The organism is Nisaea acidiphila, from assembly GCF_024662015.1.
GTDB classification, from domain to species: Bacteria; Pseudomonadota; Alphaproteobacteria; order Thalassobaculales; family Thalassobaculaceae; genus Nisaea; species Nisaea acidiphila.
This window is the reverse complement of the sequence record NZ_CP102480.1, coordinates 1,076,044-1,092,470: the sequence shown is the minus strand read 5'-3', so window position 1 is coordinate 1,092,470 and position 16,427 is coordinate 1,076,044. Positions and strand designations below refer to the sequence as shown.

Sequence of the window (16,427 nt, the reverse complement as noted above, 5' to 3'; positions counted from 1 at the left end):
CGGCATCGCGCAGGCTCCGCCTCAGGCGGCGAGGCGGCTGTCGAGGTCGAGGATTTGCAGGCAGCTTTCGGCCGCTTCCCGTCCCTTGCCGGTCATGTGCTCGCGGAAGAACCGGACATGGTCCTCGCTCTCGTGGAAATGGTGCGGGGTCAGCACCACGGAAAGCACCGGAACGCCGCCGTCGAGCTGCACCCGCATCAGCCCGTCGATCACCGCGGAGGCGACGAAATCGTGCCGGTAGATGCCGCCGTCGACGACGAAGCCGATAGCCACGATCGCGGCATAGCGTCCCGTCGCGGCGAGCCGCTGTGCGGTCAACGGAATCTCGAAGGCGCCGGGAACCTCGTAGAGGTCGGTCCTTGCCGGATCGGCACCGTGTTCGGCCATGGTTGCGGTAAAGCCGTCGCGCGCCCGGTCGGTCATGTCCTTGTGCCACCCGGCCTGGATGACGGCGATGCGGCCGCCGGGCCCGGCGGATGCGCTCTGTCCTGAAGTCATTTGGGTCATCGGTTCCAACTCCTTGTCAAACCTAAAGGAATCGGGGCCGAGTTCGAACATGGGGACATGCGCCGGGCCAAAGGCGCGGCGTTCCCATGCCGTTCTCTCTCATCCGGACTGTGACCGTCGGCTTCGGAATCGCACCGAATCTGCTGACCCCGGCAGAGCCGGGCGCTCGCGGGCTTCAAGGGCGAGCCGGGAGGCTCCCCATGTCACCGCCGGTGGGGAATTCCACCCCGCCCCGAGAACATGCCGCCGGTCGCCCGGCGGCACCCGGAATGTAGGCGCGGAGCGGGCGGGAGACAATTGCCAAATCCGCGTCGATTGCCTCTGGCATCGGGGCGGGAGCGTCCTATCTTCACCGGCATGACGGACAGGGAACGCAATACGCTGGGCGGCCGCGTGAAACGCTACGCCCGGGTCACGGGCGCGGTCGGCGGCCTTGCGGCGCGCATGGCGGGCGAGCGCTATCTCGGCTTCAGCCTTGACAAGGGCGCGCATGCGGCGGAGCTGCGCGAGGCGCTCGGCGGCCTCAAGGGCCCGCTGATGAAGGTGGCGCAGATCCTTGCCACCATCCCAGACGCCCTGCCGAAGGAATATACCAACGAGCTTGTGCAGCTGCAGGCCGACGCGCCGAGCATGGGCTGGCTCTTCGTGAAGCGCCGGATGAGCCGGGAGCTCGGCGCCGGCTGGCAGAAAAGGTTCGGAACCTTCGAGCACGAGGCCGCGGCCGCCGCCTCGCTTGGCCAGGTGCATAAGGCAACGGACCATGACGGCAACGCGCTCGCGGTGAAGCTGCAATATCCGGACATGGCCTCGGCGGTGGAGGCGGATCTTCGCCAGCTCCGGCTGATTTTCTCGATCTATGCCCGCTACGACAAGGCGATCCATACCGACGAGATCTACAAGGAACTCTCCGCCCGTCTGCGCGAGGAACTCGACTACGAGCGCGAGGCGAAACACATGGCGCTCTACGGCCTGATGCTGAAGGACGAGGCGAACGTCCATGTCCCGGAGGCGGTCGAGGGGCTGACGACGCCGCGGCTGCTCACGATGAACTGGCTCGACGGCGCCAAGCTGCTCGACTTCATCCGGGAGCATGAGGACCAGGAGATGCGGAACCGCGTCGCGCTCAACATGTTCCGCGCCTGGTATGTGCCGTTCTACGAGTACGGCGTGATCCACGGCGACCCGCATCTCGGGAACTATTCGGTGCGGCCGGACGGGAGCATCAACCTGCTTGATTTCGGCTGTATCCGCGTCTTCCCGCCGAGCTTCGTGAAGGGCGTGATCGATCTCTATAACGCGCTCTCGACGGAAGACGAGGCGCTAGCGGTCCATGCCTACGAGAGCTGGGGCTTCGAGGGGCTCGACAAGGAGACGATCGATGTTCTCAACATGTGGGCCCGCTTCATCTACGCCCCGCTGATGGAGGACAAGGCCCGCCGCATTCAGGAGACCAACACGGGCATGTACGGCCGCGAGGTGGCGGAAAAGGTCCATGTCGAACTCCGCCGCCTGCAGGGTGTGAAACCGCCGCGCGAATTCGTCCTGATGGACCGCGCCGCGATCGGCCTCGGCTCGGTCTTCCTGCATCTGAAGGCGGAGGTGAACTGGTACCGGCTGTTCCACGAGCTGATCGCGGATTTCGAAGTGGACGCGCTGGCAAAGCGGCAGGCAAAGGCGCTCCAAGAGGCGCGGGTGCCGGCGGCGGAGTGATGGCGCGGGCATTTCGGCGCGACAGGGCCCTCGTTGCTAATAGTATTTGGTGCCGTGCGGACGGGACCGATTTTCATCATTCAAATCGCTTCAGTCGAACATTGATTTTGGGAGGGTAGCTGAAAGTATTGCATTTTATTGGGTGTGTTATGAATAATTATGTATTTTCTAAGGCTAATCACTGCGCGTCATCATATCTTTCTTTATTTTCGTCCAATATTTCACTTCGCCAATATCGTCTAATTCTGGTGGAGCGCTCGTATTATGAATTACGAACGGAATATGATAATTCCCCTGCATCAATTTCCCAATGCAATCCAAATATTGGTCTATCAGTTCGCTATCTGGGTGCCTCCAAAGTCGCCCCCAGACAGACGCGAACCACTCTTGCGCTTCTTTTTCCTCCGTCCAATCCGAAGATGGGACTTCTGGGAGCGCACGCGTCTCATCAAGGTCCCTCTTAACAAAAATTTTCAGCCAGTTTCTTGAGCTATCAACTAGAATATCTCTAGGATTGATCTGAAAATCCACAACATCCCACCCAGTATCAAGAGTCGGCGCCAGGAAATTAAATTCTCTCGGCTCATACTGAATGAGCTCTTTGCGGCTTCCGGCCGCGTTGAACGCGTAGTTCACGCTGAAGAAGTATCTGCATGAAATATCTTGTTCGATGAATCGCATTATTTCTTCAGCTGTACTGCGCGGCATTTCCTGAAGGCTGCCGGTATTTATGACGATATCTACACCTCTAGAGAGAATGGCGCTCCGCAACTCGAACGGTACTAGCAGGATATCGTATTCTTCATTATCAATGTTACTTGCATCAGAAAGCATGGAAACTTTAAGATCTGGAAAATTCAAACGTAAAAAAGTATAGGAAAAAACCAATGACTCTGGGAGATCTACAATTACATAGGAATTTGCTATTCCAGCCCCAAGTAGAATTCGGGCTAGATTGCCGTATCCACCGCCAAATTCAACAATACTTAAGTTGTTTGGAGATTCGGAAGCTTTTTGAAGCCCTTTGAGGATGCTAAAGTAAAAATGTCCATGCCAAAACGATGTTGTGCTGTATTTTCGGCCCTTCCAAAATTTTTGACCGAAAGGAAGACAGAATTCGGTATCAGATATTATTTCATGTAGTTCTGGTTGTATTTGAAAATCGGAAGAAAAAAACCGTACTTTGAAATCGAATTTTTCTTTGCGTCCTCATCGGAAATGGATCTGTGGTCAAATCCAGACGCATTGGATTGAGCATAGTAGACTAAATGATTAGGGTTTTGAAAGTGTCGTATTATATATTCGGAAATTTCCTTCTTTCTCGTCCAATGGACTGTTGAGCCTTTGGATTTGTCCTGATCAAATATGGTGTTTTTTGCAAACGCAACGATCTCTTTCTTGATTTCGTCGGAAAGTGTAGTAGGCAAAGACGGTGACTCGGGCATCAATTTGAATATTGATGAAAAATAATGCTTCCGTAATTTCTCATCTTCTACGTCAAACGCGAATTCGATAAGGCCACGAAGATTTCTAAATGCTTCATACTTCAGCGCATACGAGGTGACACCCTTTTCTGCAAGCGCGAGGATTGCAGGGTACCGTTCTTGCGAATAGAGTGGCATCTTTGCCAAGTCAGCCAATTGTTGAGCAGACTCTTTCTCAATCGCAAACTTCCACTTTACTGTCACGTATCTATCCAACCCAAATTGACATCGAAACAAAATTTGCAGCCAATAGTTTAATCTTGGTTCTATTGGCAAGCAAAATACCGTGATCGCGGCTTCCGATTAGCGCACCAGACATAAAATTCTACTCAACCGAAAATCCCGAAAAGAGCGGGTCAACCGCTTACGGTTCAAGGCAGATCAACTCTCTTCCGGATTTAACGAAAAACGCAGCGCATGTCGATGTTCATCAATTCATCAGGTACGCTATCCCGACCTCTATGACTAGCTCTGACAGCTGAGTCACTTCCCATTTTTTGAGTATGCGAAAATTAAGGGGAAATAAGAGGAATTAGGGGGGATTAAGGGGACAGGATTAAGGGGGCACACGACTTAATTCGACAGGATTAAGGGGACACACGCAGGATTAAGGGGACGGATTAAGGGGACACACGACTTAATTCGCGAGGCAAACGTCGGTCCGGGCCTGGTCCCGCAAACCCGTTCGCCGATTTCCCCGCCGACCTCATTTCTCACCCCGCCGCACATGCTTCGCGAGCACCGCGTAGAGCTTTTCGGACGAAACAGGCTTCGCGATATGCTCGACCATGCCGGCGGCCTTACTGTTGTCGCGGTCCTCGTCGAAGGCGTTGGCGGTCATGGCGATGATCGGAAGATCCGCGAAGGCCGGGTCCGCCCGGATCTCCCGGGCGGCGGAGAGTCCGTCCAGCTCGGGCATCTGAAGATCCATCAGGATGGCGGCGAATTTGTCCGGCGCGGCGCGGCGGACCTCCTCGACAGCGCGTCGGCCGTTTTCCGCGATCGTCACCTCGACCCCGACGAGTTCGAGCTGCTCGCGGGCGACGCGCTGGTTGGTGACATTGTCCTCGGCCAGCAGCACATGCAGCCCCGAGAGAATGGAGAGCAGGGTGGGTTCGACCGGAGCGGCCGCGGGGGCTTTTCCGGCCGTCTTTCCGCGCAGGGTCGATAGCACGCCTTCGATCTGTGCCGGTGTGGCCGCTTTGGGCAGCGATCCGTCCGCCGCGGCAATCGCGGTCTCGGCCGTCTCCTGATGCCCGCTGACGGCAATCAGGAGAAAGCGGTTTCGAGATCCGGCGTTTCCCGATGGCGGGGTATTGAGCGCGGCGGAAAGACTGCCTACCGCATCCGGGCTTGCGAGGCCCTGGTCGAGCAGGACAAGGTCGACCGGATCCTCCCGGGTGCGAAGCTGCGCCTCGGCTGTTGCGCGGTCCGCAGCGGTCGAGACGGTCACGCCGGCGGCTTTCCAAGCGCGTCCGATATGCTCCCGCGCCTCCGCGCAATCGTCGATGACGAGCACGCCAATCCCGCCGCGCGCCTCGCCGGCCGGAACCTCCGCGCCGATCGCTTCGCCGGGAAGATTGAAACGGACCGAAATATGGAAGCGGCTGCCGGTGCCGATCTCGCTGGTGACCCCGATCGTCCCGCCCATCAGTTCGGTCAGGGCCTTGGCGATCGCCAGCCCGAGGCCGCTGCCGCCATAACGCCGGGTCGTCGTGCTGTCGCCCTGACTGAACGCCTGGAACAGCCGCTCGAACTGTTCCGTTTCCATCCCGATCCCGGTATCCGTCACTTCGAACCGGAGGGTGGCGCTCGTCTCGTCCCGCGCCTCGAGACCGACGCCGAGAACGATGGTGCCGCTGCTGGTGAATTTCGCCGCGTTGTTGGTCAGATTGAGGAGGATCTGCGCCAGGCGGAGCGGGTCGCCGACCAGCACTTCCGGAACGCCTTCGCCGACAGACAGCAGCAGATCGACATCCGGCGCATTGAGGTTGTTCGCGGTCAGCGTGATCACATTGGCCAGCACGTCGTCGCGTTTGAACAGCACGTCCTCGAGCTGCAGCATGCCGGCATCGATCCGGGAGAAGTCCAGAATGTCGTCCAGAATGCGGAGCAGGAGCTGACCCGAGCCCTCCACCTGGGTGAGCTGGTCACGCTGCTTGGCGGTCAGGTCGCCGCGCAGGACCAGCTGGGTGAAGCCGATGATGGCGTTCAGCGGAGTCCGGATCTCGTGGCTCATATTCGCCAGGAACGCGGCCTTGGCGCGGGCGGCCGCTTCCGCCTCTTCTTTCGCCTGGCGGATCTTTTCCTGATCGTCGATCCATTCGGTGATGTCGACCAGCACCGATACCCACCCGCCGGACGCCGTGCGGCTGGTCCGCCGGTCGATATGTTTCTGCCGCATCGGCCAGTACTGATAGGAGTGGTTGAAGTCCTCGAACTTGTAATAGTCGCGATATTGCTGCCAGACCTCCTCGTAGGTCTGGCCGGGGAAGGAATTCAGTTCCTCGACCTCGTATCGGATGAGGCCGGCCATGCCGCCCATCTCGCGCATCAGTTCATGGCTGTAGCCCTGGATTTCGACGAAGGCGTCGTTCCAGGCGCGGAAGTTGAACTCCTTGTCGTAGATGATCACCGGATGGGGGATGGCGTGGAGCGCCGCGTCCAGCTCGGCATGCAGCTGGCGGGACTGGTCCCGGGCGGCGGCGAGAACGCGCCCGTTGTCGAGGAAAGCGAGCAGCACGAGGGCGGCGGTCGCCGAGACGGCGCTGAGGATCTCACGGTCGGTGTCGGAAAAGGCATCCGCCTGAGTGGAGCTGGCGGCGATCGCGCCGATCGTTCCGGAGGCGGTGACGAGCGGTGCCGCGAGGTGCGAGCCCTGAGCCGCGGGCGTGCTCGGTGAAAGGTCCATTGCGGAGATCGGCGCGCGGCTGCGAATGCAGCGTGCGAACAGCGAGTCGGGATCCGTGAGCGGAATGGCCCCGACGGTCTGTCCCGGTTCCGAGACCAGGGTCTGATGTTCGTTATCTACGAGAAGAAGCTGCGCGCGATCGCACGGCAGGATTTCCGGAAGGCCGTCGTGCAGGATCCGGCGGAGAGCGTTTATGTCCGCGGCGGCCGCAATCCCGCTCAGGAGGCCGGCCAGGCTCCGGAAACGCGGCTCGGATCCGTCCGGGCCGCGGCGTAACGGGAAATCGCTCATATGCTGCATCTCTCGCGCATAGACGGAACTGGGCCCTTCGGGCCGGAATGCATACGTCTTGCCGGGGACACGCAGCGGAACATCCGGCTGTCGGCGGGCCCCGACGGGCCCGCCTTTGCCGCAGACGGAAAAGCGCGCCCGGTCAGCTGCGCTTGCCGAAGACGACGGTCTCGTCGGAAAGGTTGATCACGCGATGCTCGAACGGCCCCGAGCGTTTGATCGTCGACCCGGCCGCGAGATCGTATTCTTCCACCTCGACCGTTCCGTCTTCCCGGCGTACCTCGCGGCGGAACGGGAATCGGGTCATTGCCGTAACGACATAGGTCTCGCCCGCACCGTATTTGTGCCAGTCGGTCGCATCGCCTTTTTCCGGAAGGACGACGATATGGCCTTTGATGTTCGGAGAGCTGATCGCCACGCCGTGGCCTTGCTCGGAATCGTAATTGAAGACAGTCATTGCGGTCCCCACCCCAATCATGTGAATGGGGAATTCGTAATGCCGACAATCATATTGCGTCAATCAATTCTCAACAATTTTCTGGTGTGAATTTTCGGAAAATTTTCGAATAGGACGTGGCGCTTGGCTGGATACCGCCGCTTGGCACACCTGGCGCGGGTCCGGTGCTGGCGGGAACCTCGAAGGGACCCCGCCAGACCGTCGGCCGAAAGTATCAGGATGTGCATCGTTCCAGTGTGAGGGCGCTCGCGACGGAGCCGGCGAGGGCGTTGTCCACGAAATCGTTCAGCAGCACGACCAACTGATCGTCGCCCAGATTCGGAACGTTCGTGAGTGCCCAGGGGTAGGTATTGGAGTCCATGTCGGCCTTCGTGGACATCAGCGGTTCGTAAGCGTTGCTCAGCGAGTCCGCCAGCGCGAGGACGTTGTTGACGACATTCTGGTTGGTTGCCGTCGCCTGGAACTGCAGCACCGTGTAATCGTGACCCGCCTGGCCGCTCTTTGTCATGCCGTTCAGAGCCCTGATGATCGTGGCGGGATCGGTGGTGGCGTAATCATCGTCATTGTAGGAGTCGTACTTTTCGGCCGGATACCAGTTCAGGCTCGGCTGGTTCAGGAAGAACAGCCGTTTGTTGGCTGCGATCAGATCCTTGTAGGCAGTCTGCAGATCCGAGGCGGCGCCGATCTGGATCGAGGTCGCGCCCGCCGCCTGCTGGGCAGCGATGAACTGGCTTTGCAGGGTCTCGGTCGAGGGATCCATCGTGCTGTGATCGTTGAATCCGGCGGTCCCCAGGCTGACGGCGACGATTTCCGTCGGGTTGGCGACGAGCCAGGTCAGTACGTCCTGCATGAAGCCCTGATAGGTCGCGCCGGGCACGACATTGTGGATGTGGTAGACGCCCGGAGAGATAGACCTGACCGCGCTCGGGGCGTATCCGGGACGGAAGTCGAAATAGCGGCAACCGAGGTCCAGCATTGTGGTGGTGTTGTCTTTCTGGGTGACCGCCTCGCCGACAACCACCCCTTTGAGCTGTGCCGCGGCAAGCCCCAGAATGATGGTGGCACCGGGAATCCAGCTCAGGATCGCCGCTGCCAGTGCCGCGACGCCCGCTGCCGAGCCGCACAGTTTGTTGACCTGGGTCAGGTCGAAGGTGCCGGCATCATGCGCACCGGGAAGCACGAAGCTGGCGAGCGGGGCCGCATTCACCGAAGCATTGGACGCCGCCAGGTTGCCCATCCAGTTCTTCTGCGACGGAGTCAGGTAGGCATAGATCTGATCCTGGTTGGTCAGTCCCGTCCCGGAGCCGGTTCCCGCATCGAACATGCCGTAGGAAAGCGCGAAGTCGCTGCCGATCAGGGACGGGGTGTCCATCATGTCCGCGAGCGGTCCGCTGGTATTCCCGGTGACGGTGTTGATGCTCTCGTTGACCGCCTTTGATGGGGTGGTCGTGGTGCTGAACTGGAAGCTTCCATACGGGTCCAGATACGGGAATTCCAGCGAGACCTGACAGTTCCCCGTGGTTATCAGGGGGCTGGAGGTGACCGATATCGGAGACAGCGCGTAGCTGCCGTCGGTGTTCTTCGCTTCCGCGTTCAACGCGTAGGACGACGTGTTTACGAAGTAATAGTCGACGCCTTTGCTGGTCATGGTCGGCTCCTATTCGGTCACGATGGTGATCGCGCCGAGCGCGACGAGGGATTGGGAATGTTCCGCGCCGGTATGGTCGGCAAAGGACACGGTCTTGGTCATTTGCACGTCCAGCTCGATGCTGGCGTCGGGGACCTGGTAGTAATTGAAGTGGACGCTCAGGCCGGATGGGATCGGGGTCTCCGTGCCGGGGACGATTTCGACCGTCAGCGCCCCGGTGAAGTTCGCCGGCATGTCCTGTTCCGGGATGAAGGTCATATATTGCGTGCCGGAAGTCGGGACGCTGGCCACGGTCTGCGACATAGAGATCGGGAACTTCGCGTCCGTGCAGGAGATATTGACCGTCGTTCCGATCGGAAGGTAAGGGCCGTCGCAGCTCAAGATGAACTCGAAAGTCTCCTTCGAGGCGTTCAAGTTGCCGAACTGGTAGGTACCCGAAAAAGCGTTGGTCGTGTTCGTGTAGTAGCTGATGTTGCGCCAGCCGACTGCGGGGTTCTGCGCGACCCAGTTGGCGAAGGCCGAGTTTGAAGCCCAGGACGAGGGGATGGTGATCTCGAAACCCGGATCGTAGACGATCGCCATAAGGCAGAAATGATCGCCGGTGGGAGGTGCGGCGAGATCGTTGAGGGCGAAAGCCTGCTCGGTGGCGGCGATTCCCTGCGGCGGAATGGTGGTGGACGGCGTGGGCGTGGCGGGAACCGCAAAATTGATCTTCTGGTTGCCGGTGCCGCTCAGAATGCTTTGCCAGGTTCCGCCGATCGTCGGCGCGTTCAGCAGTGAGGCGCGGGCATAGTAGAGTTCCACCGTGGCGGACTGGTTTGCGGAATTGAGGTTCTTCGACCGCACGTAGATGTTGTTTACCGAGTGTGCGCCGGTGGACAGGCCCTTCCCGATGTCGCTGCCGTAGCTGGAAATGGCATCTTGCAGCGAAAGCAAATCGTCTCCATATGGTATGATGTCGGGAGAGCGATACACGCAATCCATGGAGGCTTCAGTGCCGTTATCGGCGAACGAGTCCCGGACGAGTACGCCTTGGTAGGGAAAAGTCGGGTTCGACATGGTTAATTCCTTTGATTGCTAAACTCATTCTGAGCGAATGCGAATCGACCATAGCGTGTATAAATGCATTGAAAGTAACGGAAAATTTTCTAAGAAAAATCAATAAAAATCGATATTGATGCTGTGGTCGCAGGTAGGGTTAGTCGTGCTTGGTTGCCCGCGTCAGGTGCAACAATTGGACGCAACCGCTTTCCGAGAGTCCGTTCGCGCGGTGCCAGGTGGATCTAAGAATCTGGGTCCTGATCCCGCTTCCGGGACCGAGACGCGAGCTTATAATTTCAGCAGGAAGATCCGTGTCACGGCGATCGTGGCGAACTCGAGATAGAGGATCATCGCGATCAGGATTCCGTAGCGCTGGATATCGCTCATCAGCTTGGATTTTCTTTTACGCGCGGCAGTGCTGAAGCTGCTCCATTTCGAGGTCACGTAGGTGATCTTGGCGTTTTCGGCGGCCTGCCACCATTGCAGGCTGACGATGAGCGCGGCGCTGGCGACGCTGAACACCCAGACCATGAAAAGCAGAAGGCGGGAAAGTTCCTTGTCCTGCCAGTGGGTCCATTCCCCATACCCGGTGACCAGGGCCGCACCGACCGAGAAATAGAGGACAGACCGCCATTGCTGCGTCTTGGCATAGCGCAGGTTGGCCGAGGCGTCGGTGTAGATCGCGAGAAATTCGGCGTGGGTGGTCTCGGCAAGTTCGCTTGGCGTGTCCTCCGCCGGATTGAGCGGATCGGCGCGGTCTTCTTCCTCGGTGTCGATCGGGTTCAGCTCTTTTGCCATAGGGCGAGTCCTCCTCGCGCGGTCTTTGCCGGCCGCCGGGCTCTCCCATCCGCGGTCAGTTTGCCCGATTTCCGAAGAAATTGGAAATATCTAATGAATTCGGAGGTTTGACTGACTCTCTCGTCAACTTCCAAGTAGGATTAACCCGCTTGCGAAACTCGCGGCGCCGGCGGCTGCGCCCAGCAACAGGTTCCGTTTGGCAAGGAAGAACACCGCGAAGCCGATCGCGACGGCGCCGAGGCGGAGCGCCAGCGGAGTTTCCGCGATCTCGCCCGTCGGCAGGACGGTCATGCGGGAGATGAGTCCCGCCACGGTGGCGTAGGAGACGCAAGCGATCCAGCGGAAAAGCGTACCCTCGGTATCGATCCGCGAGGCGAGTGCCGCGCCCAGCCCGCGCCAGAGAAATGTCACCGCCGCGGAGAGCAGGACCAGGACGAGGGGGGTGACCGCCAAGCTGCTCATCTCCGCCTCCCGAGGATCGCGTAGGCGAAGGTGCCGCCGATGAGCCCGGTCAGAACAACGCCGTAATTTGGCTCCAGTGCGTGCAGGGGCGGGCCGAGCACTGCGCCCGCCGCCACAGCGAGAATCACCAGACGATCGCGGTTGAGGGCGAAGAGCAGGGCAAGAAAGACGACATTCAGGAAGACCAGGGTAAGGCGGACGATCTCCGGCATGTCGGCGGAAAGCCAGTAGCCGGCGACGGTCCCGATACAGCCTGCCGTAATGCAGAGCGTGCCGACCGGCCAGTAATAGACCAGCGCCGAGGCGGCCGGCATGCGCTGCGCCGCCGCCATGCCCATCGGCCAGGTCGAGGCGGACATCAAATGCGCGAGCAGCAAGCGTGCCGCCGGGTGGCGCGCCTCGGTCCGGAAGGTTCCGACCAGGATGGTTGCCATCGGGAAGAAGCGCACACTGGCCATTGAGACGGCGAGCAGAATGACGAAGAGATCGGCGCCGGAGGCTTTCAGGTCCGCCATCGCCACCTGGCCGGGCATGGCCCAGATCAGCGCCGTCGCAAGCAGGGCCTCAAGGGCTGAGAAACCGTTGGCGTGGGCGAGGGACCCGAAGCCGAGCATGGTCGCGAAGACGACGATGGAGGGGACCGCGAGGCCATGCCGGACACCTTCGAAAAATGCGACGCGCCTGACCGGTCCCTGCGCCTCTATCGTCCCCCGTTCCCTCACACCTGTCCCAATTCATCGCGGTCGTTTCCGATGCCGCAATCTGACAGATCGGATCTCGTCTTGGCCAGAGCGGGCGGGTAAGCCTCCGGAAATTCTTGTCTTGGCCGCGCGGCTATTCGTAGGTTAATCCCTCCGCTGCGGGAGACGAACCGGCGCCCTTCGCCAACGATACCGGTTACGTCCGGCTGCCCGACATTCCTTGCGACGTTGCAGGGCCGGCCTTTCCGGCGGACCTGCGGGCGCATCACGTGGCACAGGCCGACCGGATTTTCCCGACGTGACGATCTCGAAGAGCCAAATCCTGAAAGTTTACTGGCTGCACAAGGACTTCCTTGTCTCCTATGCCAGCGGGATCGTCGGCGACCGGGCGAGCGCGGAAGATATTTTGCAGGAGGCCTACCTGAAATTCTCCAGCGCGGCGGCGGTGCAGGACCTGGACGAGCCGATTGCGTATCTGCACAGGATCGTCCGCAATCTCTCGCTCGACGCGAAACGCAAGCACGTCCGGGAGGCGAGCCAGATATCCACTGCCGGCGACATCGCGTTTGCGCATGTCGCCGACAGTAGCCCGAGCCCGGAGCGCCAAGCCAGCTCGCGCGAGGAAATGGCCCGTCTCGAACTGGCGCTGGAGGAACTCCCCGACCGCACCCGGCGCGTGCTGGAGATGTACTGGTACGAAGGCTTCACCCTGCGGGACATCGCCGGAACCCTCGGCATCTCGCTCGGGCTAACCCATTCGCTCGTCGCGGACGGGCTCGATCATTGCCGGCTGAAGCTGCGCGGCGGCAAGGTCTAGGCCGTGCATTTTGAACATTTCCCGGTCCGGAACGTCGATAAGGCAAGGCGGCGGTTACTGAACCGCCGAGACGACAAGTGAGAGATGCGTTGCAAGAGATTTCAAATCCGCGGACGGCCTCCGAATGGTTGATCGCCTTGCGCGAATGCCCGGATGACGACGTTCTTATCGAAAGGTTCAATGTCTGGCTCGCTGCTTCGGACGAGAACGTGCGGGAGTGGGACGAGCTCCTGCATCTGCGCGACCTGCTCGACGCCAGGGGGGCGGCGCGCGCGGAGCTGGAGAGCCCGATGCCGCAGCCGGTGCTCCGGGGGCGCAAAGGTTTGGTCTGGGGAGCGGCAGCCGCCGCGCTCTGCCTGCTCGTCTTTGTCGGCCAGGGCCTCTTCCCCGGATTGACGGCGGACTACGCGGCGCCGGGCTCGGAGCTCCGGCGCATAGGTCTGGAGGACGGCAGCGAGATTGTGCTCGCGCCCGGCGCGGCAATCGATGTCGCCTTCTCCGGCGCGCGCCGCGAGGTCACTCTGTTGGCGGGCCGTGCTTTCTTCGAGGTCGCGCCCGACAAACAGCGGCCCTTCACCGTTCGGTCCGAGGGAATGGAAGCCGTGGTCGTCGGCACCGCGTTCGAAATACGCGGCGATGGAGGCCGGAATTCGGTCGCCGTGCAGCACGGCGTGGTGCGTGCCGGGCGGGACGCCGTCTCGGAAACGCTGCGTGCCGGGGACATGCTGGCCTTCTCCGCCGATGGAAAGGCGCTCCGCAGCAAACGCATGCCGGAGCGGATCGCGCTCTGGCGGAACCACCGGCTCCTCGCCGCGCAGGACCGGTTCTCCGATGTCGTCGAGGAGATCGATGCCTTCCTGCCTGGCCTTGTCATCGTGACCGACGAGAGGCTCGGTCGGCAGACCGTGACCGGAGCCTTCCGTCTCGACGACCCCGAGGCGGCTCTCGATGCCCTCTCCCTCTCGCACGGTGCGCGGATCCGCCGGTTTTCTCCCTGGATCACCCTCATCTCCGGAGAGTGACGCGCCGCTCCATCCGGGACGGTGAAAGTTTTTTCTGAACATTCCGCACCGACGGTCGTCAGTGAAAATATGAAAATGCAAATCAGACTGGTTTGCATTTTGATTTCATCGGGGACCAAGGGGTAGGGGAATGGAATTCGCGAGGCTGGAACGGGGAATGCGGCCGTCCATCGGGACAACCGCGTTGCTGGCGCTGATATCCGCTTTTGCACCGATGGCGGCGCCCGGATCCGCCGCGGCCGAAGAAACCGTCATCGCCCAGAGCGGCGCGGCATATTCCTTCGACATTCCGGCGCAGGATCTCGCCGGTGCGTTGCAGGCTCTCGCCAGCCAGTCCGGTCATCAGATCTCGGCGCGCGGCGACCTTGTGGAGGGCCATCAAAGCCCCGCTATTTCCGGCTCGATGTCGGTCGAGGAGGCCCTGCGGCAGCTCCTCGCCGGGACCGACCTCGATTACCGCTTGAACGGCACGACGGTTGCCGTCATTGCCGCGGAGCAGCGCTCGAACGCCGCGGAACTGAAGCCGCTGGTGGTTTATGGCGAAAAGGTCCAGCGCAGCTATCAGGAGACCTATAGCAGCGTCGGCGTGGCCACCGGCGCGGATATCGAGACCTACAAGCTCGACGAGCTCAGCGACGTTTTCAACACGATGGCCAATGTCCGCTATTTCTCGAGTAATGGCGGCAACAACGCGATGCAGATCCGCGGCGTGAATGCCGACGGCATTACCGCACCGGAAAACTCCGCGCCGCAGATCACGGTGGTGATCGACGGTGTCGTGCAGTCCTCCGAGGCACTGCGGCGCGGCTCCCGCGGGACCTGGGACCTGAAGCAGGTCGAGGTGCTGCGCGGGCCGCAATCGACGCTGCAGGGCCGCAATGCGATGGCCGGCGCGATCGTCGTCGAATCCAACGATCCGACGTTCGATTATGAAGGCAGCGCCCGGGGCACGCTTGGAAATCAAGAGCGCCGGGACGGGGCCTTCATGCTGTCTGGCCCGATCATGGAGGATCAGGTCGCCTTCCGCCTCGCCGGTGAGTTCCGGCAGGAGGAGAAGGACATCGATTTTGTGAACAGCGCAGACGAAGATCTGAACGACGACAAATACCGCAATGTACGCGGCAAGCTGCTGATCGTTCCGAAGGCGGTGGACGGCCTCAGCATCAAACTGACTGCCAATGACGTGTTCGACCAGCCGGCCTCGAATACCGTCACCGGCCCCGACTATTTCGACCGGCGGTTCGACTCAAGTGCCAGCGGCTACTCGACGGCCGAACTGCGCAAGAACGAGGTGAACAATTACGGCGTCGACGTCACCTACGAGTTCGACGGTGGCCTGTCCCTGCGCTCGATCACGGCGCTGCACGATGCGGATCTCACGATCGGAACCGCGCCGGGGAACCCGGTCTATTCCCGCACCGGGGGACGTGAGAACGACGATTTCACCCAGGATCTCCGGCTCGAACTCGATGGCGGCGGGGATCTGACCGGGACGGTCGGATTGTTCTACGGCAAGTTCGACTACGAGACGGATTCCAGATTCTTCCTGGATTCCTCGATCCTGTTCGGTGCCGGCGACCACACGATCGACTCCCGGACGCAGAACGAAACGGAAAGTGCGGCGGTCTACACGGACCTGCGCTACCGGCTGACCGAGAATTTCTCGTTGCTCGGCGCCCTGCGGTTTCAGCGGGACGAGGTCCGCAATTTCATCGTGACGGATGTGACTGGGTTTCTGGAGAATTCCATCGCCGATATCCTCTACGACAAGTCGATGGATGCGACGCAGGAATACGATGTCCTGCTGCCGAAGGCCGGTATCGCCTACGATTTGACGCCGGACCGCACTGTCGCGCTGACCGTGGCGCGGGGCTATCGTCAGGGTTTCAGCCAGGTGGCCGACTCCACGATCGATCAGGTGGCGGAAGTCGACCCCGAATTCGTCTGGACGACGGAGCTGGCCTACCGTGATCAGTCCATCGAGGGCCTGACGCTCGGCGGCAATATTTTTTACAATTCCTACAAGGATCAACAGATCACGATCCGGGATGTCGGGCTCGACGGTGCTGTCCTCACGGACAATGCCGGGAGTTCTGAATCCTACGGTGCGGAGGTCGAGGGCCGTTACAGTTTCGGCAACGGCTGGCAGGCCTTCGGCGCGCTCGGGGTGCTCAAGACCGAGATCAAGGATCTGACGAGCATTCTCTGCTCGAATACGAACAATATCTGCGACGGGAACAAGTTCCCCGAGGCTCCGGAAGTCACCGCCTCAATCGGCGCGTCCTACCGGCATGAGTCCGGCTTCTTTGCCGCCGCCGATGCGAGTTACACAAGCGACTTCTACTCCAACTCGGCGATCGATAACGACGATGCCCGTCTGGTCGACGAGTACTACCTGGCCAATGCCCGGATCGGCTACGCGCTCGGGCATTTCAGTGCCAGTCTCTATGTCGACAACATCTTCGACGAGGAGTACCTGACCGGCATCTCATCGAACACGATCGAGGCCAGCGTTGGGGACGGCCGGACGTTCGGTGTCCAGGTCTTCGCGCGGTTCTGAGCGTTGCCCGGACGTGAT

At 60.6% G+C, this 16,427-nt stretch carries 15 protein-coding genes and 1 riboswitch; of the genes, 5 read left to right on the top strand and 10 right to left on the bottom strand.

All coding sequences use genetic code 11. The annotated features are described in order from the left end of the window. Positions 1-21 precede the first annotated feature (21 nt). Entirely contained in the window at positions 22-507 is a 486-nt protein-coding gene (locus NUH88_RS05085) for a 6,7-dimethyl-8-ribityllumazine synthase (RefSeq protein WP_257770344.1), read from the bottom strand. An 87-nt stretch (positions 508-594) separates the two neighbouring features. Next, a riboswitch (FMN riboswitch) is annotated at positions 595-751 on the bottom strand. Between the two features lie 113 nt (positions 752-864). Here NUH88_RS05085 and NUH88_RS05080 point away from each other — a divergent pair. Then, positions 865-2,217: an ABC1 kinase family protein gene (locus NUH88_RS05080; RefSeq protein ID WP_257772149.1), complete on the top strand. Its 1,353-nt coding sequence runs from the start codon at positions 865-867 to the stop codon at positions 2,215-2,217. 174 nt (positions 2,218-2,391) lie between these two features. Here NUH88_RS05080 and NUH88_RS05075 read toward each other — a convergent pair whose 3' ends face one another. The 3 genes from NUH88_RS05075 to NUH88_RS05065 all read right to left on the bottom strand — a co-directional run bounded on the left by NUH88_RS05075 (position 2,392) and on the right by NUH88_RS05065 (position 6,762). Continuing rightward, positions 2,392-3,348 carry a putative sugar O-methyltransferase gene (locus tag NUH88_RS05075; protein ID WP_257772147.1) on the bottom strand — a complete coding sequence of 319 codons (957 nt, stop codon included), beginning with the start codon at positions 3,346-3,348 and terminating at the stop codon, positions 2,392-2,394. Continuing rightward, positions 3,348-3,905 carry a hypothetical protein gene (locus tag NUH88_RS05070; protein WP_257770342.1) on the bottom strand — a complete coding sequence of 186 codons (558 nt, stop codon included), beginning with the start codon at positions 3,903-3,905 and terminating at the stop codon, positions 3,348-3,350. The genes NUH88_RS05075 and NUH88_RS05070 overlap by 1 nt, the downstream gene beginning before the upstream one ends. Positions 3,906-4,407: 502 nt before the next feature. Then, on the bottom strand, positions 4,408-6,762 hold the full coding sequence (locus tag NUH88_RS05065) for a response regulator (protein WP_257772145.1): 2,355 nt from the start codon (positions 6,760-6,762) through the stop codon (positions 4,408-4,410). Between NUH88_RS05065 and NUH88_RS05060 the strand changes: the two genes are divergently transcribed. Beyond that, a complete protein-coding gene (locus NUH88_RS05060) occupies positions 6,718-6,888 on the top strand; it encodes a hypothetical protein (RefSeq protein WP_257772319.1) in 171 nt (56 codons plus the stop codon). The two genes, NUH88_RS05065 and NUH88_RS05060, sit on opposite strands and share 45 nt — an antisense overlap. Before the next feature lie 157 nt (positions 6,889-7,045). Here the strand turns inward: NUH88_RS05060 and NUH88_RS05055 are convergent, their stop codons facing one another. The 6 genes from NUH88_RS05055 to NUH88_RS05030 all read right to left on the bottom strand — a co-directional run bounded on the left by NUH88_RS05055 (position 7,046) and on the right by NUH88_RS05030 (position 12,031). Next, on the bottom strand, positions 7,046-7,360 hold the full coding sequence (locus NUH88_RS05055; RefSeq protein WP_257770340.1) for a cupin domain-containing protein: 315 nt from the start codon (positions 7,358-7,360) through the stop codon (positions 7,046-7,048). A 214-nt stretch (positions 7,361-7,574) separates the two neighbouring features. Next, positions 7,575-9,008 carry a PI-PLC domain-containing protein gene (locus NUH88_RS05050; RefSeq protein ID WP_257770338.1) on the bottom strand — a complete coding sequence of 478 codons (1,434 nt, stop codon included), beginning with the start codon at positions 9,006-9,008 and terminating at the stop codon, positions 7,575-7,577. Between the two features lie 9 nt (positions 9,009-9,017). Next, positions 9,018-10,067 carry a hypothetical protein gene (locus NUH88_RS05045; protein WP_257770336.1) on the bottom strand — a complete coding sequence of 350 codons (1,050 nt, stop codon included), beginning with the start codon at positions 10,065-10,067 and terminating at the stop codon, positions 9,018-9,020. Between the two features lie 270 nt (positions 10,068-10,337). Beyond that, a complete protein-coding gene (locus tag NUH88_RS05040; protein ID WP_257770334.1) occupies positions 10,338-10,847 on the bottom strand; it encodes a hypothetical protein in 510 nt (169 codons plus the stop codon). A 123-nt stretch (positions 10,848-10,970) separates the two neighbouring features. Further along, a complete protein-coding gene (locus NUH88_RS05035; protein ID WP_257770333.1) occupies positions 10,971-11,309 on the bottom strand; it encodes an AzlD domain-containing protein in 339 nt (112 codons plus the stop codon). After that, a complete protein-coding gene (locus NUH88_RS05030; RefSeq protein WP_257770332.1) occupies positions 11,306-12,031 on the bottom strand; it encodes an AzlC family ABC transporter permease in 726 nt (241 codons plus the stop codon). Before NUH88_RS05030 ends, NUH88_RS05035 begins: the two co-directional genes overlap by 4 nt. Before the next feature lie 277 nt (positions 12,032-12,308). Here NUH88_RS05030 and NUH88_RS05025 point away from each other — a divergent pair, with 277 nt between their 5' ends. From NUH88_RS05025 to NUH88_RS05015, 3 genes are all read left to right on the top strand, one after another. Then, complete coding sequence (locus NUH88_RS05025) at positions 12,309-12,827, top strand: sigma-70 family RNA polymerase sigma factor (RefSeq protein WP_257770331.1); 519 nt, start codon at positions 12,309-12,311, stop codon at positions 12,825-12,827. An 89-nt stretch (positions 12,828-12,916) separates the two neighbouring features. Further along, positions 12,917-13,849 (top strand): FecR family protein, encoded by a 933-nt coding sequence (locus NUH88_RS05020; protein WP_257770329.1) that lies wholly within the window; start codon positions 12,917-12,919, stop codon positions 13,847-13,849. Positions 13,850-13,979: 130 nt separating this feature from the next. Continuing rightward, positions 13,980-16,409, top strand: a complete 2,430-nt coding sequence (locus NUH88_RS05015; protein WP_257770327.1) for a TonB-dependent receptor — start codon at positions 13,980-13,982, stop codon at positions 16,407-16,409. The last annotated feature ends 18 nt before the right edge of the window (positions 16,410-16,427 follow it).